Origin of the sequence: Nocardioides aequoreus (assembly GCF_000720335.1) — a bacterium.
In the GTDB taxonomy this organism is placed as follows: Bacteria; Actinomycetota; Actinomycetes; order Propionibacteriales; family Nocardioidaceae; genus Marmoricola; species Marmoricola aequoreus.
On the sequence record NZ_JOJN01000003.1, the window covers coordinates 314,829 to 333,845 of the forward strand.

The following is a 19,017-nucleotide window of genomic DNA, read 5'->3' on the forward strand; positions in this document are numbered from 1 at the left end:
TGTCGGTCCGCGCGTCGATCAGGTTAGGCTGACCTAAGTCCCTGCTTCGGACCCGGAGGTTCCGCCCATGAGTGCCGCGCGCGTCGAGACGCCCGTCGACTTCCCGATGGTGATCGCGCCGATCGTCGCGGCGTCGGTCGAGCGCCTCTCGCCGACCTTCGTGCGCGTCGAGTTCGCCGGCGAGGCGCTCGCGGACCTGGGCGTCGACGGGCCCTGGTACGACCAGCGGGTCAAGCTGGTCTTCCCGCACGGGGACGGCCCGGTGCCGACCTTCTGCCTCGACGACTCGTGGTACACCGCCTGGCGGGCGCTGCCCCTGGAGCAGCGCGGCCACATGCGCACCTACACCGTGCGCGACGTGACCGGCTACGGCGTCGACACCCGGCTGGTGGTCGACTTCGTGGTGCACGACGACGGCCACGCCGGACCGGGCGCGGGCTGGGCGCAGCGCGCCTCGACGGGCGACGAGCTCGTCCTGATCGGCCCCCGTCGCGGCGTCGCGTGGGGCGGCATCGAGTTCACGCCCGGCGAGGCCTCCTCGCTGCTGCTCGTGGGCGACGAGTCCGCCGTGCCCGCGGTGGCCGGGATCCTGGCCGGGCTCGGCTGCGACGCCCGCGGCCGCGTCTACCTCGAGGTGCCGTCGTCCGCCGACGTCCAGGACCTGCCGCGTCCGCCCGGCGTCGAGGTGTGCTGGCTGCCGCGCGGCCACGACGAGGTCGGGTGCCGGCTGGTGCCCGAGGTGCGTGCCTACGTCGGCCTCCCCCCGCCCCCGGCGGGCGACGAGGAGGTCGGCGACATCGAGCCGACACTGTGGGAGACCCCCGTGTGGTCCAGCTCCGGCGAGCCCGTCGACGGCGCCGTGCAGCCCGCCCTGCTCGGTCACGAGCTCGCCGGCGTCTTCTGCTGGATCGCCGGCGAGTCCGCCATGGTCACCCGGCTGCGCCGCGCCCTGGTCCGCGAGCTCGGCGTCGACCGCCGTCAGGTCGCCTTCATGGGCTACTGGCGCCGCGGCGTCGCCATGGCCTCCTGACGCCCACCCGCCACCTGCGGCGTCGGCCCCGCATGTAACGCTCCGTTACGCGGTCTGAGTGACCCCTGCGCGGGGTGTACGCGCGGCACAACGGAGCGTTACATGGCGCTCACAGGTCGAAGAGCGAGCCCGACTCCTCGATGTCGGTGTCGGTGCGGGGCTGGTGCGCCTCGCCCGACGGCGCCTTCTGCGTCGAGGTGCTCGCCTCAGGCTCCTCCTCCGCGTCGTCGTCCGAAGGCTGCGGTACGGCGCTCCCCGCCGCGTCGGGCTCGCCGGCCGGCTCGGGCTGGTCGGTCGCGTCGTCGGAGGGGCTCTCGCCCGCGAACTGCGCCTTGATGTCCTTCAGGCTGCGGATCGGCGCCGTCTCGGCCTCCGCCGCCGGCTTGGGAGCGGTCTCGGGGTCAGGCTCGGGGTCGGTCTGGTCCTGGTCGGGGGCGACGTCGGTGTCGGCGGCGTCCTGGGACCGGTCGACGCCTGCGCCGGTGTCCTGCGTGCTCGGTTCCGAAGGCGCAGCGGCCGGGGTTGCCGAGGTCTCGGTCTCCTCGGGCTCGAGGTCGAAGAGGGAGCCGCCCTCGGGGATCTCGGTGGCCGGGGTGACGGTCGTGGTGGTCGCCGCGGTCGGTGCCGGCTCGGGCTCGGGGTCGGACTGGTCCTGCTCGGGGGCGACGTCGGTGTCGGCGGCGTCCTGTGACCGGTCGACGCCTGCGCCGGTGTCCTGCGTGTTCGGCTCCGCGGGTGCGGAGCTCTCGGTCGGCTCGACGTCGAAGAGGCTGCCGCCCTCGGGGATCTCGGTCGCGGGGGTGACGGTCGTGGTGGTGGGCGACGAGGTCGGTGCCGGCTCTGGCTCCGTGGTCTCGACAGGCTCGACCGACGAGGTGGGCTCGACCGACGAGGTGGTCTCGGTGGGCTCGACGTCGAAGAGGCTGCCGCCCTCGGGGATCTCGGTCGCGGGGGTGTCGACGCTGCGGGTGGGGTCGGGCTGGTCCGTCTTGGTCTCGACAGGCTCGACCGACGAGGTGGGCTCGACGTCGAAGAGGCTGCCGCCGTCCGGGACCTCGGTCGCCGGGGTGTCGACGGTCGCGGTGGTCTCGACAGGCTCGACCGACGAGCTCTCGGTGGCCTCCCCGTCGTCGCCGCCGACGTCGAACAGCGAGCCGCCCGGGGCAGCGGTCTCGGTGGTCGAGGAGTCGGTGTCGTCGGCGTCGAAGAGCGAGCCGCCCGTCGGGGTGGCCTCGGTGGTCGAGGAGTCGCTGTCGTCGGCGTCGAAGAGCGAGCCGCCGGTGGTGGCGGTGTCCTCCGTCGCCGCGTCGTCGAAGAGCGAGCTGCCGCCGGAGGCCTTGGCGAGCGGGCCGACGTCCTCGGTGTCGGTGACGGTGTCCTCGGTCTGGGTGACGTCGTCGGCGTCAGGCTCGGCCTTGAGCGCGGTCGCCGTACCGGCGCCGGCCGCAGCAGCCGTGGCGGCCGGCGCCGCAGCAGCCGGGGCGGGCGCGCGGGTCTCGCCCTTCACGGAGGCGAGCAGCATCTGCGCGACGTCGAGGACCTCGACCTCCTCGCGGGCCTCGCCCTTCGACTGCTGGTTGGTCAGCCCGTCGGAGAGCATCACGCGGCAGAAGGGGCAGCCGACCGCGATCTGGTCGGCGCCGGTCTCGACGGCCTCCTTGGTGCGGTTGAGGTTGATCCGCTCGCCGGTGTTCTCCTCCATCCACATCCGCGCGCCGCCGGCGCCGCAGCAGAAGGACCGCTCGGAGTTGCGGGGCATCTCGACGAGGTTGGCGTCGGGGATGACCTCGAGCAGCTCGCGCGGCGGTGAGTAGACGCCGTTGTGGCGGCCGATGTAGCAGGGGTCGTGGTAGGTGACCGACCGCTTTGGGCCGGTGCTGTCGGTGGCCACGGGGGTGAGGCGCTTCTCGCGGACCAGCCGGTTGAGCAGCTGCGTGTGGTGCACGACCTCGAGCTCGACGCCGAAGGCGGCGTACTCGTTCTTCAGCGTGTTGAAGCAGTGGGCGCAGGTCGAGACGACCTTGGTGGCCCTGGTCTCCTTGAGCACCTCGGCGTTCTGCGCCGCGAGGCCCTGGAAGACGAACTCGTTGCCGGCGCGGCGTGCCGGGTCACCGGTGCAGGTCTCGCCGTTGCCGAGCACGGCGAAGTCGACGCCGGCCATGTCGAGCAGCTCGGCGACGGCGCGCGTCGTCTTCTTCGCGCGGTCCTCGTAGGCGCCGGCGCAGCCGACCCAGAAGAGCCACTCGACCTCCTCGAGGCTCTCCACCTGCTCGCCGACGACCTTGACCTCGAAGGGCAGGTCCTTGGCCCAGTCGAGCCGGGCCTGGGGCGACATGTTCCAGGGGTTGCCCTTGTTCTCCAGCCCCTTGAAGAGGCCGTTGAGCTCGGAGGGGAAGCTGCTCTCGATCAGCACCTGGTAGCGACGCATGTCGACGATGTGGTCGACGTGCTCGATGTCGACGGGGCACTGCTGCACGCAGGCGCCGCACGAGGTGCAGTTCCACAGCACCTCGGGGTCGATCACGGCGGCCCCGCTCTCGGGCATGTAGAACCAGTCGTCGCCGGTGTCGCCGACCAGCGGGCGCTCGGCCTCGACGGCGAGCCGCGGGTCGGCCTCGAGCAGCGCGGCACGGTCGCCCTCGCTCGCCTGCACGTACGGCGCCTTGGCGTAGGCGTGGTCGCGCAGCGCGGTGATGAGCAGCTTGGGGGAGAGCGGCTTGTCGGTGTTCCACGCCGGGCACTGGCTCTGGCAGCGGCCGCACTCGGTGCAGGTGGAGAAGTCGAGGATGCCCTTCCAGGCGAAGTCCTCGACCGACCCGACGCCGAGCCTGGTGTTCTCGTCGATGTCGTCGAGGTCCTCGAAGTCGATCGCCTGGCCGCCCGAGGTCATCGGGGCGAGGCCGCCGAGGGAGGTGCGGCCGGTGGCGTGGCGCTTGAAGAAGATGTTGAAGAAGGCCAGGAAGCGGTGCCAGGCCACGCCCATCGAGGGCTGCCGCGAGATGACGATCATCCAGGTGAAGGAGATGACGATCTTCAGCGTCGCCACGACCCAGATCAGGTTGGCCAGGCCGGCCTCGGAGACGCCGCTGAAGAGCTCGCCCAGCCAGGAGGTGAGCGGGAAGTGGAAGGCGCTGGCGTAGTCGGGGTCCTCGTACGTCGCGAGGGCGTACTCCAGGCCGCGCAGCAGCACGATGCAGATGCCGACGCCGAGGATGACCAGCTCGACGAAGTAGCCCTGCCACATCGTCGAGCCCCAGAAGCGACCGCGAGGGCCGCGCACGCGCTCCTTCGGGCGGGTGGCGCGGTAGGAGATGAAGGCGACGATCGCCACCAGCATCACCCAGGTGAAGAGCTCCGTGGCCCACTCGAAGAGGAAGAAGTGACCCAGCAGGGGGATGTGGAAGCTCGGGCTGAAGAGCTGCCCGAAGGCCGTGACGAGGGTGAAGAAGAGCAGCCCGAAGCCGGTCATCACGAACCAGTGGCCCGCGCCGACCCACGTCCACTGCAGCATCCGGGTGTGGCCGAGCGTCTCGCGCACCATCGTCACCGTGCGCGCGCCGAGGCGGTCGGTGCGGTGCGCCGGCTGCCCGATCCTCATCGTCGCGATGATCTGGCGGATCGCGCGGACGAAGAGCGTGATGCCCACCGCCGCGATGGACAGCGAGATCACGAGCGCGAGGACCTGCAGGACCGGCATGGAGACTCCCGTCGGGCTGGGACGTGCGGCGGCTGGCTGAGCCTACGACCCGAGTGCCCCGCCGCGTGTCAAGTGTGACGAATGCTACCTGGGGGTAACTTGGCGCCGCTCACGCCCGCCCGCCCACGCGCTGGCTGACGGTGCGGGCCGTGGCCGTGACGGCGGCGACGAGGGCGGACCGGTCGACGGCCTCACGGGTGTCCCAGGTGCAGGCGATGCCCCCGAGGGGGCTGCCGTTGGGGTCGAGCACGGCGACGGCGACCGAGGCGAAGCCGGGCGTGACCTCGCCGTCCTCCGCGGCCCAGCCGCGCTGCCGGGCCTCGGTGAGGAGCCGGCGCAGCGCCGTCAGCGTGGTCGGACCCCGGCCGTGACGGTCGACGAAGGCGTCGCGGTCGGGGTAGAGCGCGCGCACCTGCGCCTCGGGCAGGCCGGCCAGGATGGCGCGTCCGCTGGCCGTCAGGTGGGCCGGCAGGCGTACGCCGACGTCGGTCACCAGCGGCGGGCGGCCGGGCGCGCGCTCCTCCACGACGTACAGCACGTCGCGACCGTGCGGCACCGCCAGGTGCGCCGAGAGGCCGGTCCGGTCGACCAGCGCCGTCAGCGACCTGCGCGCCAGGCGCTGCAGCGGCGCCTGCCGGGCGTAGCCCGTGCCGACCTCGAAGGCCGCGACGCCGAGGCAGTAGCGGTGGTCCTCGGCCACGTGGGTGACGAAGCCCTCCTCGATCATCGCCCGCAGCAGGTGGTACGCCGTGGAGCGCGGCAGGCCGACGGCCGCGCAGATCCGCTCCAGCGGCACCGGGTCGGGCTGCGTCGCGAGGAATCGCAGCACCCGCAGCGCGCGGGATGCTGCCGGAACCTGGCTCACGACCGCAATCTACGGGGCACAATGAGGGCGTGCGACGACTCCTCGGCACCCTGGTGACCCTGCTGCTGCTCGGCACCCTCGTCGCGGCCACCCCCACCGCCCACGCGTCCCGGATGCCCAGCAAGCGCACCTGGCAGGCGCAGAACGCCAAGATCATGCGCGGCTCCGTGACCTGGCTCCGCGAGCGGGTCGAGAGCCGTCACCCGACCGAGAAGCTGGCGATCAACCTCGACATCGACAACACCTCGCTCGCGTCGTACTACGCCCCCGGCAAGCCCGTCCGGCCGACGCTGCGGCTGGCGCGGGTGGCCGACTCGCTGGGCGTGAAGGTGCTCTTCAACACCGCGCGCCCCGAGAAGGGCAAGCGCAAGGCGGTGCGCGAGCTGCGCCGGGCCGGCTTCCCCGTCTACGGCATCTGCGCGCGCGCCAAGGGACTCAGCGTGGTGGAGGGCAAGCAGGACTGCCGCGCCCGCTTCCGCAAGCGCGGCTACACCCTCGTCGTCAACGTCGGCAACCGGCCGACCGACTTCGAGGGCGGCGGCTTCGAGAAGCGCTACAAGCTGCGCTCGTACGGCGGCCGGCTCAGCTGACCCGCGCCTGCGCCTGCTTCTGCCTCAGGTCTGGGCGAACCACTCGGGCAGCCGCGCCGAGGCGCCGGGACACGTCACGTTGAAGTCGCGGCTGTCCATCACCCACTGCGACATCACCGGCGACCCGCCCTGGATCGAGGCCTCGGGCCCGCAGCGCCGCAGCGCCTCCTCGCGGGAGGTCTGGCCCGCCGCACGCCACTCGGGGACGCCGAGGGTGAGGTCGGCGACGATCTCGCGCCACATGTACTGCGTGGAGTAGACGCCGACCCGGTAGCCGGCGTCGGTGTAGCCGCGCGCCGCACCCTCGACGACGGCCGCGTTGGCCACGGGGTCGTCGCTCCACGAGAAGCTCGGCACCGGCTCCACGTCGAGCCACACCAGCGGCGTGCGGAAGCCGATCCGCTGCATCGTGGCGACGTTGTAGCCGGCCTGCTGGTAGCCGACGTTGCGCAGCGCGCCGAGCCGGGTGCTGCCGTCGTACGGTCCCTCGTCGCCGTAGCGCGCGAGCTGGTCGCCGTAGGGGTAGGAGAGCACCGAGTAGGCGGAGACCAGCAGGCCGCGCTCGCGCACCCACGCCAGTTGGCTCTCCACGCAGGGGTTGGGGGTGAAGCCGGGGCCGTTGGTCAGCCCGATCACGACGTACGCCGCCTCCGGCACCGGCATCGGCAGGCCGAGGGTGCGCTTCTGCGGGATGCCCATGCCCTTCGGGCACTGCGGCCAGCTCACGTCGCCGCCGAGCACCGGGCCGCGTCGCGCGGCGGCCGACTCGAGGCCCTCGGGGATGGTGATCTCGTCGGGGTCCGGCACGCGCTGCCGCTCCTCCGGCTCGGCGCTCCCGCTCGCGCCGGCCGACGGGCTCGGTGCGTCGGTCCGGGTGGGGCTGGCGCTGGCGGTCGGGCTGGGGCTCGCGGTCGGGCTCACCTCGGCGCTGCGCCGTGACTCCGGCTCGAGCGGCGCCTGGCAGCCGGCCAGCGCGACGCCCACGGCCAGCGCCGCGACCGTCGTACGCCCTCGCCCCATGCCTGCCCCCTTTGTGACCGCGATGGTGCCACGGGGGGCCGCGCCGGGCCCATGTAACGCGGGGTTATCGCATGTGGAGAAGTGCTGTGCACGGCGTGTCGCGTCCACAGCACCGCGGCAGAGGGGAGTGAGCCGCTGGGGCGACGCCGCGGCCGGCGAGAGCGCCGCGCCACAGGTACTGCGGGGCTCTTGCGTTGGTGGGCGCGCATAGGCCTTGTTCACATGCGATAACCCCGCGTTACATGCCGGACGCCCCCGCCGCCCCTCGCCCCGCCCGGTCTCGAATCCGAGACGCGCGGTACGCCGTGAGGCTGGCGGGCGGCGGTGGGACGCGCGTTGACTGAGGTCATGCAGGCGGTGGAGGTGGGCGTCGGGCCGGTGACCCCGGCGGAGGTCGTGGCGGTGGCGCGGCACGGTGCGGCGGTGCGGCTCTCGGAGCCGGCGCTGCGGGCGATCGACGGGGCGCGGGCGGCGGTCGAGGTGCTGGCGGCGGCCGCGACACCGGCGTACGGCGTGAGCACGGGCTTCGGCGCGCTGGCCACCCGCCACATCCCGACCGAGCTGCGCGCACAGCTGCAGCGCTCCCTCGTGCGCAGCCACGCCGCGGGGTCGGGGCCGGAGGTCGAGCGGGAGGTCACCCGGGCGCTGATGCTGCTGCGGCTGAGCACGCTGGCCACCGGCCGCACCGGCGTACGACGGGAGACCGCGCAGCTGATCGCCGGCCTGCTGAGCCACGGCATCACCCCGGTGGTGCACGAGTACGGCTCGCTGGGCTGCTCCGGCGACCTCGCGCCACTCTCGCACTGCGCCCTGGCGCTCCTGGGCGAGGGGATGGTGCGTGACGCCGGCGACCGGCTGCTGCCGGCCGGGGAGGCGCTCGCCGCCGCCGGCCTGGAGCCCGTCGAGCTGGCCGCCAAGGAGGGCCTGGCGCTGATCAACGGCACCGACGGGATGCTCGGGATGCTGGTCCTCGCCCTGCACGACCTCGACCGGCTGGTGCGCACCGCCGACGTGGCCGCCGCGATGAGCGTGGAGGCCCAGCTGGGCACCGACCGGGTCTTCGCGGCCGAGCTGCAGGAGCTGCGCCCGCACCCCGGCCAGGCCGCCTCCGCGGCCAACCTGCGCGCGCTGCTGCGCGACTCCGGGGTGGTCGCCAGCCACCGCGGCCCCGACTGCCACCGGGTGCAGGACGCCTACTCGCTGCGCTGCTCCCCGCAGGTGCACGGAGCGGTGCGCGACACCCTCGACCACTGCCGCACCGTCGCGGGCCGCGAGCTGGCGAGCGCGGTCGACAACCCCGTCGTGGTCTCGACGGGCGAGGAGCCCCGCCTGGAGAGCAACGGCAACTTCCACGGGGCCCCGGTGGCCTACGTGCTCGACTTCGCCGCGATCGTCGCGGCCGACCTGGCCTCGATCAGCGAGCGGCGCACCGACCGCTTCCTCGACAAGGCGCGCAACCACGGGCTGCCGCCCTTCCTCGCCGACGACCCGGGCGTCGACAGCGGCCTGATGATCGCGCAGTACACCCAGGCCGCGGTCGTCTCCGAGCTCAAGCGGCTGGCCCACCCGGCGAGCGTCGACTCGATCCCCTCCAGCGCGATGCAGGAGGACCACGTCTCCATGGGCTGGTCGGCCGCCCGCAAGCTGCGTCGCGCCGTCGACGGGCTCGGTCGGGTGCTCGCCGTCGAGGTCATGGCCGGCGCCCGCGCGCTCGACCTGCGGCGTCCGCTGCAGCCCTCGCCCGCCACCGAGGCCGTCGTACGCCGCCTCCGCGACGCCGGCGTCGCCGGGCCGGGCACCGACCGCCACCTGGCCCCGGAGATCGAGACCACCCACCAGCTCGTCGTCAGCGGGGCCGTCGTGGCCGCCGCCGAGTCCGCGATCGGAGAGATGCAGTGACCGAGACCAACCCCCGCCTCCCCATCCACGCCCCCCACGGCACCGAGCTCTCCGCGCGGTCCTGGCAGACCGAGGCGCCGCTGCGGATGCTGATGAACAACCTCGACCCGGAGAACGCCGAGCGCCCCGAGGACCTCGTCGTCTACGGCGGCACCGGCAAGGCCGCGCGCAGCTGGGAGGCGTACGACGCCCTGGTGCGCACGCTGCGCGACCTGCGCGACGACGAGACCATGCTGGTGCAGAGTGGCAAGCCCGTCGGGGTGATGCGCACGCACACCTGGGCGCCGCGGGTGCTGATCGCCAACTCCAACCTGGTGGGCGACTGGGCCAACTGGGAGGAGTTCCGGCGGCTGGAGGACCTCGGGCTCACGATGTACGGGCAGATGACGGCCGGGTCGTGGATCTACATCGGCACCCAGGGCATCCTGCAGGGCACCTACGAGACCTTCGCCGCGATCGGTGAGAAGCGCGGCGGCACGCTCGCCGGCACCATCACCCTCACCGCCGGCCTGGGCGGCATGGGCGGCGCGCAGCCGTTGGCCGTGACCATGAACGACGGCGTCGCCGTCTGCGTCGAGGTCGACCAGGCCCGCATCACCCGGCGGCTGGAGCACCGCTACCTCGACGTGCAGGCCGACGACCTCGACCACGCCTTCGCGCTCGCGGTCGAGGCCCGCGACGAGCGGCGTCCGCTCTCCATCGGCCTGCTCGGCAACGCCGCCGAGGTCTTCCCGGCCGTGCTCGAGCGCGGGCTCCCCGTCGACGTCGTCACCGACCAGACCAGCGCCCACGACCCGCTGTCCTACCTGCCGGTCGGCGTGCCCTTCGACGACTGGCACGACGCGGCGCGCCGCGACCCCGACGGCTTCACCAAGGACGCCCAGGCCTCCATGGCCGCCCACGTGCGCGCCATGGTCGAGCTGCAGGACGCCGGCGCCGAGGTCTTCGACTACGGCAACTCGATCCGCGACGAGGCCCGCAAGGGCGGCTACGACCGGGCCTTCGCGTTCCCCGGATTCGTGCCGGCCTACATCCGGCCGCAGTTCTGCGAGGGTCGCGGCCCCTTCCGCTGGGCCGCGCTCTCCGGCGACCCCGCCGACATCGCGGCCACCGACCGGGCCGTGCTCGAGCTCTTCCCCGACGACGAGCGGCTGCGGCGCTGGATCACCATGGCCGGCGAGAGGGTGCACTTCCAGGGCCTGCCCGCGCGCATCTGCTGGCTGGGGTACGGCGAGCGCCACCGCGCCGGGCTGAGGTTCAACGAGATGGTCGCCAGCGGCGAGCTCAAGGCGCCCATCGTGATCGGCCGCGACCACCTCGACTGCGGCTCGGTCGCCTCGCCCTACCGCGAGACCGAGGCGATGCTCGACGGCTCCGACGCCATCGCCGACTGGGCGCTGCTCAACGCGCTGGTCAACACGGCGTCCGGGGCGACCTGGGTGAGCATCCACCACGGCGGCGGCGTCGGGATCGGCCGCTCGATCCACGCCGGCCAGGTGTGCGTCGCCGACGGCACCGCCCTGGCCGCGGAGAAGCTCGAGCGCGTGCTGACCAACGACCCGGGCATGGGCGTGATCCGCCACGTCGACGCCGGGTACGACCGCGCGGCGGAGGTCGCGGCCGAGCGCGACGTCCGGGTGCCGATGTCGGAAGAGGGCTGAGGCCCCCGACCGCACGCGGGGCCGGCGTTGCGTTCGTGTGAACGCCGCCCGTGGCCCTTCCCTCGCATGGTTGCGCGGGTCTACCTTCAGCCCAGGGGGCAAGGGAGGGAGACCCGCGATGACGGACGTGGCCAACAGGGGCGGATCGGGGATCGGCGCCCAGCTGCGACGGCGCAAGCCCATCGACCTGGCCCGCTCGGGGCAGGGTGGCAAGCTGGAGCGGAGCTTCGGCACCTTCCAGCTCATGATGTTCGGGGTCGGCGCGACCGTCGGCACCGGCATCTTCTTCGTGCTGCAGGAGGCGGTGCCCGACGCCGGCCCCGCGGTGATCGTGGCCTTCCTGATCGCCGGCCTCGGCGCCGGGCTCTCGGCGATCTGCTACGCCGAGGTGGCCGGGGCGATCCCGGTGAGCGGGTCGACGTACTCCTACGCCTACCACTCCATGGGCGAGCTGGTGGCGATGGTCGTCGCGGCCTGCGTGCTGCTGGAGTACGGCGTGGCCGCCTCCGCGGTCGCGGTGGGCTGGAGCGGCTACTTCAACGAGCTGCTCTCCAACCTGATCGGCACCGGGCTGCCCGACGCGCTGTCGTACTCCCCGGTGCCCTACGAGGACAACACCACGGGGCTGGTCAACCTGCCCGCCGTGGTGCTCGTGGTGATGTGCGCGGTGCTGCTGGTGCGGGGGGCCAGCGAGTCGGCGCGCGCCAACACGATCATGGTGATCATCAAGCTCAGCGTGCTGCTGATGTTCGTCGCCATCAGCCTCACCGCCTTCCAGGTCGACCACTTCCAGGGCTTCTGGGACGCCGGCCCGAAGGGCATCGGCGCGGCCGCGGCCACGATCTTCTTCTCCTTCATCGGCCTCGACGCCGTCTCGACCGCGGGCGAGGAGGTGAGAGACCCGCAGCGCGCGCTGCCGCGCGCCATCATGGGCGCGCTCGCCGTGGTCGTGACGGTCTACGTGCTGGTGGCCATCGCTGGCGTCGGGGCGCAGCCGACCGAGGAGTTCGAGAGCCCCGAGCAGCAGTCGGCCGGGCTCTCGGTGATCCTGGAGAACATCACGGGCAACAACGTGTCGGGCACGGTGCTGGCCGCGGGCGCGGTCATCTCGATCTTCTCCGTCACCCTCGTCACGCTCTACGGGCAGACCCGGATCCTCTTCGCGATGGGCCGCGACGGCATGCTGCCCGACCGCTTCGCCTCGGTGAACCCGCGCACCCTGACCCCGACCTACAACACGGTCGTCGTCGCGATCGTCGTCTCGATCGTCGCCGGCTTCGTGCCGGCCGACTACCTGTGGGACACCGTCTCGATCGGCACCCTGATCGCCTTCTCCGTGGTGGCGCTCGCGGTGCTGGTGCTGCGGCGTACGCAGCCCGACCTGCACCGGCCCTTCAAGGTGCCTGGCTACCCGGTCACCCCCGTGCTCACGATCGTGGTCTGCGGCTACATCCTCTACGGCCTGCCGCTGGTGACCTGGGTGATCTTCCTGGTCTGGCTCGCCCTCGTGCTGGGCTTCTACCTGCTCTGGGGACGCCGCCACGCGGCGCTCGACCGCGGGCTCGTCGCCGACACCGACCTCCCCGGGGAGCAGCCGTGACGCTCGTCGTCGGTCACCCCCCGCACAAGGAGGACCGCGGGGCGCTCTACCTGGCCGCCTCCTTCGCCCGGGCCGCCGGCGAGGACCTGCGCCTGGTCAGCGTCGTCCCCGGGGCGTGGCCGACACCGGTCTCGGGCGGACCCGACAAGGAGTTCGCCCGGTGGTCGCGGGAGTACGGCGAGCAGGCCGTGGCCACCGCCACCTCCGCGCTCGCCGAGCTGTGCGCCGACCTGCAGGCCTCGGCGACGACCCGCCACGGCTCCTCGGTCGCCGCCGAGCTCATCGACGAGGCGGCCGAGGTGGCCGCCGGGATGATCGTGGTCGGGTCCGGCAGCGACGGCGCCTGGGGCCGGGTCGTGATCAGCTCCACCGCCGACCGCCTGCTGCACTCCTCGCCGGTGCCCGTGGCCGTCGCCCCGCGCGGCTTCCGCAGCGAGCCGGGTGGGCGCGTCTTCCGGGTCACCTGCGCCTTCCGCGGCGACGAGGCCTCGCGCGACGTGCTGGCGCGCGCCGTCCGCATCTGCCACGGGATCGGCGCCGAGCTGCGCGTGGTCACCTTCGCGGTGCGCGGGCGCACGATGTACCCGCCCGAGGTGCTCGGCGAGGGCGACGTGCTGGCGGCGTACGTCGAGCAGGCGGCGCACCGGCAGCAGCAGGCGATCGACGAGCTCGTGCGACCCACCCTCGGCCACGTCGACAGCGCCGTCGCCACCGGCCGCAGCTGGGCCGAGGCGCTCGAGCAGGTCGACTGGCACGGCCACGACGTGCTCGTGCTCGGCTCCTCCTCCGCCAGCCTGATGTCGCGCCTCTTCCTCGGCTCCAACGCGACCAAGATCATCCGGCACTCGCCCGTCCCGGTCGTCGTGGTGCCCTAGCGCGTCCGGTCGGGGGGGTGGCGAAGTCACTGGTCAACCAGTGACTTCGCCACTTCGCCAAGGAGATCTTCTTGGCGAAGTGGCAGTCTCACTGGTTGACCAGTGACTCTGCCCGGGCGGAGACCCGCGCCGGAGCGTCCTACGCCGACGGGCTCGCGAACCACACCGTCCGCTTGGTCCAGACGCCGGGGCCGAGGCGGGTGCCGGAGCAGACGACCAGGGCGACCTGCGGCCGGCCGTCGGTCTCGTAGTAGCGGAAGAAGGGCTCGGTGGCGTCGACCTCGACGCGGTCGGTCACGCGGTAGCAGAGCCGCCCGTCGGGGCCGGAGAGCACGAGTCGGCCGCCCTCGCGGAGACCGTCGAGCAGGCGGTTGCCGAGGGCGGAGCCGTCGGGGAAGGTGTGCGCGTTGAGGAGCACGTTGCCGCGCCGGTCGCCGGGACGCACGCCCTGGTCGCGGTCGAAGGCGACCTGCTGCTTGCCCACCGCGTCGGTCGGCGGGGTGCCGGGCACGTCGGCGGTCACGCGCGCGGGGTAGACGACCTGCACGTCGGCCTGCACTCCGGCCACGACCACCGTGGTGGGCTCGAAGGGGCGCGCGCGGTCGGGGCAGGGCCGCTCGCGCAGCTCGGTGCCGCCGGCGACGGCCTGCGGGCGGGCCGTGGGCGCCGCCTGCTCCTCCTCGGGCCCCGGCCGTGCGCCGCACCCGCTGACGGCGAGCGCCAGCGCGACTGCCGCCAGGCCCGCCCTCACTGGCGCCCTCACCGGCGCCGCCACCAGCGCCGAGTCCGCGGCGGCTCGGGCGGGGCGGGCGGCGGCGTACGACGCGCGCGCAACCGCTCGCGCCACGCCTCGACCGCAGCGTCGACGTCGCGTGTGGGCGTGACCACCGGCGGGCCGCCCTGCAGCTGTCGTCGCGCCTCGACGACGCGGCGGTTGAAGTCGTCGACGAGGTCGCGCACCCGGCGCTCGGCGGTCTCGCGGTCGAGCAGCGCGTCGAGCTCGGCGTCCTCCTTGCGCAGCTGCAGCGCGGGCGGCAGCACGCCGGTGATCTGCTCGCGCTCGATCAGCTTGCGCAGCCACCACTCGCGGTCCTCCGGCGCGCCGAGGTCGCCGAGCGGCTTGCCGGCACCCGGCAGGTCGTCGAAGTCGCCCCGCTCCATCGCGCGCTGGATCTGCAGGTCGACCCAGCGGGCCTGGTGCTGAATCCGCGTCGCGGCGGCGCTGCTCCCGGTGCGCTGGTCGCGCTCGCGCTCCTGCCGCTGGCGGCTGGGTTCGCGCTCGTCGGTCATGGTCCGTCCCGGGATCGGCTGCGGTCCCAGGATAGGTGGGCGGGGGAGCGGACCGTAGCCTCGCCGGGTGCTCGACGACGTCTCGCTGACCGTCCTGCTGCTCCTGGTGCTGGCGGGGCTCGTGGCCGGCTTCGTCGACGCTGTCGTCGGCGGCGGTGGGCTGGTGCAGCTGCCGGCCCTGCTCCTGGGACTGCCGGGAGCCAGCCCGGTGCAGGTGCTGGCGACCAACAAGATCGCCGCGGTGTGCGGCACGGCGACGAGCGCGGCGACGTACGTGCGCCGGGTCCGCCCCGACCCGCGGACCTTCGTGCCGCTGATGGTTGCGGCCTTCGCGGGCTCCGCGGCCGGCGCCGTCGTCGCCAGCGGCCTGAGCAAGGAGGTCTTCACCCCGGTCGTGCTCGGCGCGCTCGTGGTGGTCGGCGCCTACGTGCTGCTGCGGCCCGAGCTCGGCGCGGTCACCGAGCTGCGCTTCGCGGGGCGTCACCACACCGCCGCCGCGGTCGGCGTCGGGCTGGCCGTCGGCTTCTACGACGGCGTGCTCGGTCCGGGCACCGGCAGCTTCCTGGTGATCGGCCTGGTGGCGGTCCTGGGCTACGACTTCCTGCAGTCCTCCGCGAAGGCCAAGATCGCCAACGTCGCGACCAACCTGGCCGCGCTGTGCGTCTTCGTGCCGCAGGGCGCGGTGCTGTGGCAGGTCGGGCTGCTGATGGGGGCGGCGAACCTGCTCGGCGGGTGGGTCGGCGCCCGCACCGCGATCGGTCGGGGCTCCCGCTTCGTGCGGGTCTTCTTCCTCGTCGTGGTGGGGGCCTTCGTGGTGCGCCTGGGCGGCGAGGTGCTGGGCCTGTGGGGTTGAGGGCGTGGGGTTGACTGGGCGGATGTCGCCCCTCGTGCTCCCGCCGCTCGCGCTGGCCGACGTACGGCGCTGGGCGGTCGTGGTCGCGCTCGGGCTGCTGGTGCTCAGTGCCGCCGCCTGGTGGCTCACCGACGCACCCGTGTGGGTGGCGCTGGTCTCGCTGGCGCCGCTGGTCGTGCTGCTGTGGGTGAGCGCGCGGCGCGTGCACCTCGACCCGGAGACCGGCGACCTCACCGCCGTGCGCCTCGGGGTGCGGCGTACGACGCGCCTCGCCGAGGCCGAGTGGGTGCACCTCGCCGACGTCGGCGCCGGCTGCATGGCCCTGCTCGTGGGTCCGCCGCGCGGCGCCACGCTGCGGGTCGGGGTCCTGGTCGTCGGCCGCTGGGCCGAGGACTGCCGCGACCCCGAGGTTCTGCACCTGCTCGCGACGGCGCTGGAGCGCCACGCCCGCACCGACGACCCGCTCGCCCAGGTGCTCCGGCTGCAGGCAGCCCACCTGCAGGCAGGCGGAGACGTCGCCTCCTCGCCACTGGCCGGCATCGTCCTGCGGCCGCGCTCGCGGCGCGGCTCCGGCGAAGGCAGCAGCTCGGCCCTGGCCCGCCTGCTGGAGTGACCGCGGGCGGCGTCCGCGTCGCCCCGCTCCCGCCGCTCTGCCGGCCGGTGACTGTCACACCGGCGGCCTACTGTCGTCACTGCGATGAGTCCCGGCCCGACGCCGGGTCGACACGCACACATCTGCACCACCAGGGGAGCGAGGCGACGGCATGGCGACGGCGATCAGGGCGCAGGGGTTGCGCAAGCGCTACGGCAGCGAGGTGACGGCCCTCGACGGCCTCGACCTCGAGGTCGAGGAGGGCACCGTGATGGGGCTGCTGGGCCCCAACGGCGCCGGCAAGACGACCACGGTGCGCGTGCTCACCACGCTGCTGCGGCCCGACGAGGGCACGGCGGAGGTCGCCGGGATCGACGTCCTGGCCGAGCCCCAGCGGCTGCGCCGCAGCATCGGCGTCTCCGGCCAGTACGCCGCCGTCGACGAGCACCTCACCGCGCGGGAGAACCTCGACATGGTCGGCCGGCTCTACCACCTCGGCCGCGACCGGAGCCGGCAGCGGGCCAGCGACCTGCTGACCCGCTTCGACCTCGACGAGGCGGCCGACCGGCAGGTCAAGGGCTTCTCCGGCGGCATGCGGCGCCGGCTCGACCTGGCCGGGGCGCTGGTGGCGGAGCCGCCGGTGCTCTTCCTCGACGAGCCCACCACCGGCCTCGACCCGCGGGGCCGGGCCGGGATGTGGGACGTCATCGAGGACCTCGTCGCGGGCGGCACCACGCTGCTGCTCACCACGCAGTACCTCGAGGAGGCCGACCGCCTCGCCGACCGCATCGCCGTGATCGACCACGGCCGCGTGATCGCGCTCGGCACGGCCGACGAGCTGAAGTCGCAGGTCGGTGGCGAGCGGGTCGAGGTCGTGGTCGCCCATGCTGCGGACCTCGACCGGGCCGCCGCGCAGGCGCGCACCCTCGGGCCGGCCGAGCCCGTGCTCGACCGCCGCGACGGGCGCGTGACGGTGCCGGTCGACGGGGGCGCCCAGGCGCTGGTGGTGCTGCTGCGGCTGCTCGACCAGGAGGGCATCGAGGTGAGCGACGTGGGCCTGCGACGCCCGACGCTCGACGACGTCTTCATGCGGCTCACCGGCCGCCCCGCCGAGGACGCCGCACCCACCGCCGAGGAGCCGGAGACGTCCGAGTCGGCCGCGACGACCGAGGAGGTCGCGTGATGAGCGCCGTGGCCGAGCTGGCGACCGACACGGTCACCATCACCCAGCGCAACCTGAAGAAGATCCTGCGCGTCCCCGACGTGTTGGTCTTCACGCTGATCTCGCCCATCATGTTCGTGCTGCTCTTCGCCTTCGTCTTCGGCGGCGCGATCGGAGACCAGGGCGGCGTGGGCTACCGCGAGTTCCTCATCGCCGGCATCTTCGCCCAGACGGTCGTCTTCGGCTCGACCTTCACCGGCTTCAGCCTGGCCGAGGACCTGCAGAAGGGCATCGTCGACCGCTTCCGCTCGCTGCCGATGTCGCCCGGCGCCGTGGTCTTCGGCCGCACCCTGGCCGACGTCGGCATCAACGTGCTCAGCCTCGTGGTCATGGCGCTCACGGGCCTGCTGGTGGGCTGGCGCATCCGCACCTCGGTGCTCGAGGCGGCGGCCGGCTTCCTGGTGCTGCTCGTCTTCGCCTACGCCATCTCGTGGGTGATGGCCTACGTCGGGCTGCTGGTGCGCACCCCGGAGGTCGTCAACAACGCCTCCTTCATCGTGATCTTCCCGCTCACCTTCAGCGCCAACACCTTCGTGCCCATCGAGACGCTGCCGGGGCCGCTGCGCGTCTTCGCGGAGTGGAACCCGGTCTCGTCGGTCACGCAGGCCGCGCGCGAGCTCTTCGGCAACACCGCGCCGGGAGCGCCGGAGCCCGAGGGCTGGGCGCTGCAGCACCCGGTGCTCTACACCCTGCTGTGGGCGGCGGTCATCGTGGCGGTCTTCGCCCCGCTCGCGGTCCGGCAGTACCAGCGGGCGGCCAGCCGCTGAGCTGCCGGCCGCCCAGACACCGCAGGCCCCGTCCGGATCGGACGGGGCCTGCGGTGTCGTGCGGTGTCGCGCGTCGAGGTCAGAAGACCCGTCGTCGCGTGCCGCCGATGGGCACCAGGTTGAGGATCAGCCCGACCACGATCAGCACGATGCCGATCGTCGTGAGGATCGACTGGGGAAGGACCAGTCCGAGGATGAGCAGGATCAGACCGAGGACGATCATGTGGCGACTCCTTTGTCGGGGGGTGGGCATGCCGAGCCTCCCCGTACCCCCACCCCGATCCGCACAAACCGGGCCGACCTGGTCTCGGATCCGAGACGTCGCCTCGGTGTGGGCGGTGGCCCCCGACGGCCCCGGTCGGGTGGACTGGCGTGGTGCCCCGCTCACCCGCCCCAGCGTCCGCGGTGCACCACGTCCGTCGCCGGACGCCGACGGCGCCGAGCGGGGGAGCCCGCGGCGCCGCCGGCCTCGGGGTGCCCGAGGGTGACGGCGCCCACCGGGTCGAAGTCGGCCGGCACGCCGAAGGCGTCGCGCAGCGGCTGCACCCGGTCGGCCGCGACGCCGAAGAGGCAGCCGCCCAGGCCCTCGTCGACGGCCGTCTGCAGGATGAGCAGCGCGGCCATCGCGGCGTCGGTGTGCCAGTAGGGCACCGGCCAGCGCTCCTCGTCGCGGTCGGTCCAGCCCTTGTCGGGCAGCGCGTAGCGCTCCAGGTAGGCCTGCTTGCTCGAGCACGGCACCACCACGACGGGGGCGCGCATCATCCCCTCGAGCCAGCGGTCGGGCTGCGCGAGGTCGTCGGGATGGCGCACCGTGGCGGTCCAGAAGCGACGCACGTCGTCGGCCGTGTCGAGCACGAGGAAGCCCCAGCCCTGCGTGAAGCCGGCGCTCGGCGCCCGCACCGCGTGCGCGAGCGCCCGGTCGACCACGGCCGGGTCGACGGGCTCGTCGCGGTAGCGGCGGACCATGCGGCGACGGCGGACGACCTCGGCGAACTCCATGCCGCCCAGTATCGAGATGCCCAGCATCGAGATGCCGCCCAGTGTCGAGCGCCCCAC

At 73.5% G+C, this 19,017-nt stretch carries 17 protein-coding genes; 10 read left to right on the forward strand and 7 right to left on the reverse strand.

Annotation, left to right across the window (positions count from 1 at the left end):
• Positions 1-67: 67 nt before the first annotated feature.
• Positions 68-1,030: a siderophore-interacting protein gene (locus tag IG63_RS0107955; protein WP_030483847.1), complete on the forward strand. Its 963-nt coding sequence runs from the start codon at positions 68-70 to the stop codon at positions 1,028-1,030.
• A 109-nt stretch (positions 1,031-1,139) separates the two neighbouring features.
• On the opposite strand, the gene IG63_RS0107960 is transcribed toward IG63_RS0107955, so the two are convergent.
• Together IG63_RS0107960 and IG63_RS0107965 are read right to left on the reverse strand one after the other, a co-directional pair.
• Positions 1,140-4,727 (reverse strand): heterodisulfide reductase-related iron-sulfur binding cluster, encoded by a 3,588-nt coding sequence (locus IG63_RS0107960; RefSeq protein ID WP_030483848.1) that lies wholly within the window; start codon positions 4,725-4,727, stop codon positions 1,140-1,142.
• Between the two features lie 109 nt (positions 4,728-4,836).
• Entirely contained in the window at positions 4,837-5,592 is a 756-nt protein-coding gene (locus IG63_RS0107965) for an IclR family transcriptional regulator (protein WP_030483849.1), read from the reverse strand.
• A gap of 29 nt (positions 5,593-5,621) precedes the next feature.
• On the opposite strand from IG63_RS0107965, the gene IG63_RS0107970 reads away from it, so the two are divergent.
• Positions 5,622-6,182: an HAD family acid phosphatase gene (locus IG63_RS0107970; protein WP_051706369.1), complete on the forward strand. Its 561-nt coding sequence runs from the start codon at positions 5,622-5,624 to the stop codon at positions 6,180-6,182.
• Positions 6,183-6,206: 24 nt separating this feature from the next.
• Here IG63_RS0107970 and IG63_RS0107975 read toward each other — a convergent pair whose 3' ends face one another.
• Positions 6,207-7,202, reverse strand: coding sequence for a glycoside hydrolase family 25 domain-containing protein (locus IG63_RS0107975; RefSeq protein WP_030483851.1), 996 nt, complete (start codon positions 7,200-7,202; stop codon positions 6,207-6,209).
• A gap of 348 nt (positions 7,203-7,550) precedes the next feature.
• Here IG63_RS0107975 and hutH point away from each other — a divergent pair, with 348 nt between their 5' ends.
• The 4 genes from hutH (at position 7,551) to IG63_RS0107995 (ending at position 13,237) form a co-directional block, all read left to right on the forward strand.
• Positions 7,551-9,101, forward strand: coding sequence for a histidine ammonia-lyase (gene hutH / locus IG63_RS0107980; protein WP_030483852.1), 1,551 nt, complete (start codon positions 7,551-7,553; stop codon positions 9,099-9,101).
• A complete protein-coding gene (gene hutU / locus IG63_RS0107985) occupies positions 9,098-10,762 on the forward strand; it encodes a urocanate hydratase (protein ID WP_030483853.1) in 1,665 nt (554 codons plus the stop codon). The genes hutH and hutU overlap by 4 nt, the downstream gene beginning before the upstream one ends.
• 118 nt (positions 10,763-10,880) lie before the next feature.
• Entirely contained in the window at positions 10,881-12,362 is a 1,482-nt protein-coding gene (locus IG63_RS0107990; RefSeq protein ID WP_036194721.1) for an amino acid permease, read from the forward strand.
• Complete coding sequence (locus IG63_RS0107995; protein ID WP_030483855.1) at positions 12,359-13,237, forward strand: universal stress protein; 879 nt, start codon at positions 12,359-12,361, stop codon at positions 13,235-13,237. The genes IG63_RS0107990 and IG63_RS0107995 overlap by 4 nt, the downstream gene beginning before the upstream one ends.
• 139 nt (positions 13,238-13,376) lie before the next feature.
• Here the strand turns inward: IG63_RS0107995 and IG63_RS20535 are convergent, their stop codons facing one another.
• Positions 13,377-14,000, reverse strand: coding sequence for a class F sortase (locus IG63_RS20535; protein WP_169741774.1), 624 nt, complete (start codon positions 13,998-14,000; stop codon positions 13,377-13,379).
• Positions 13,997-14,527, reverse strand: a complete 531-nt coding sequence (locus IG63_RS0108005) for a DnaJ family domain-containing protein (RefSeq protein ID WP_030483856.1) — start codon at positions 14,525-14,527, stop codon at positions 13,997-13,999. Before IG63_RS0108005 ends, IG63_RS20535 begins: the two co-directional genes overlap by 4 nt.
• Positions 14,528-14,594: 67 nt before the next feature.
• Between IG63_RS0108005 and IG63_RS0108010 the strand changes: the two genes are divergently transcribed.
• From IG63_RS0108010 to IG63_RS0108025, 4 genes are all read left to right on the forward strand, one after another.
• Positions 14,595-15,380: a TSUP family transporter gene (locus IG63_RS0108010; RefSeq protein ID WP_030483857.1), complete on the forward strand. Its 786-nt coding sequence runs from the start codon at positions 14,595-14,597 to the stop codon at positions 15,378-15,380.
• A gap of 22 nt (positions 15,381-15,402) precedes the next feature.
• A complete protein-coding gene (locus IG63_RS0108015) occupies positions 15,403-15,993 on the forward strand; it encodes a hypothetical protein (protein ID WP_030483858.1) in 591 nt (196 codons plus the stop codon).
• A gap of 151 nt (positions 15,994-16,144) precedes the next feature.
• Complete coding sequence (locus IG63_RS0108020) at positions 16,145-17,155, forward strand: daunorubicin resistance protein DrrA family ABC transporter ATP-binding protein (protein WP_030483859.1); 1,011 nt, start codon at positions 16,145-16,147, stop codon at positions 17,153-17,155.
• Entirely contained in the window at positions 17,155-17,961 is an 807-nt protein-coding gene (locus IG63_RS0108025; protein WP_030483860.1) for an ABC transporter permease, read from the forward strand. The genes IG63_RS0108020 and IG63_RS0108025 overlap by 1 nt, the downstream gene beginning before the upstream one ends.
• 79 nt (positions 17,962-18,040) lie before the next feature.
• On the opposite strand, the gene IG63_RS23005 is transcribed toward IG63_RS0108025, so the two are convergent.
• Together IG63_RS23005 and IG63_RS0108035 are read right to left on the reverse strand one after the other, a co-directional pair.
• Positions 18,041-18,184 (reverse strand): hypothetical protein, encoded by a 144-nt coding sequence (locus IG63_RS23005; protein WP_169741775.1) that lies wholly within the window; start codon positions 18,182-18,184, stop codon positions 18,041-18,043.
• A 161-nt stretch (positions 18,185-18,345) separates the two neighbouring features.
• On the reverse strand, positions 18,346-19,017 hold the full coding sequence (locus IG63_RS0108035; protein ID WP_342665949.1) for a nitroreductase family protein: 672 nt from the start codon (positions 19,015-19,017) through the stop codon (positions 18,346-18,348).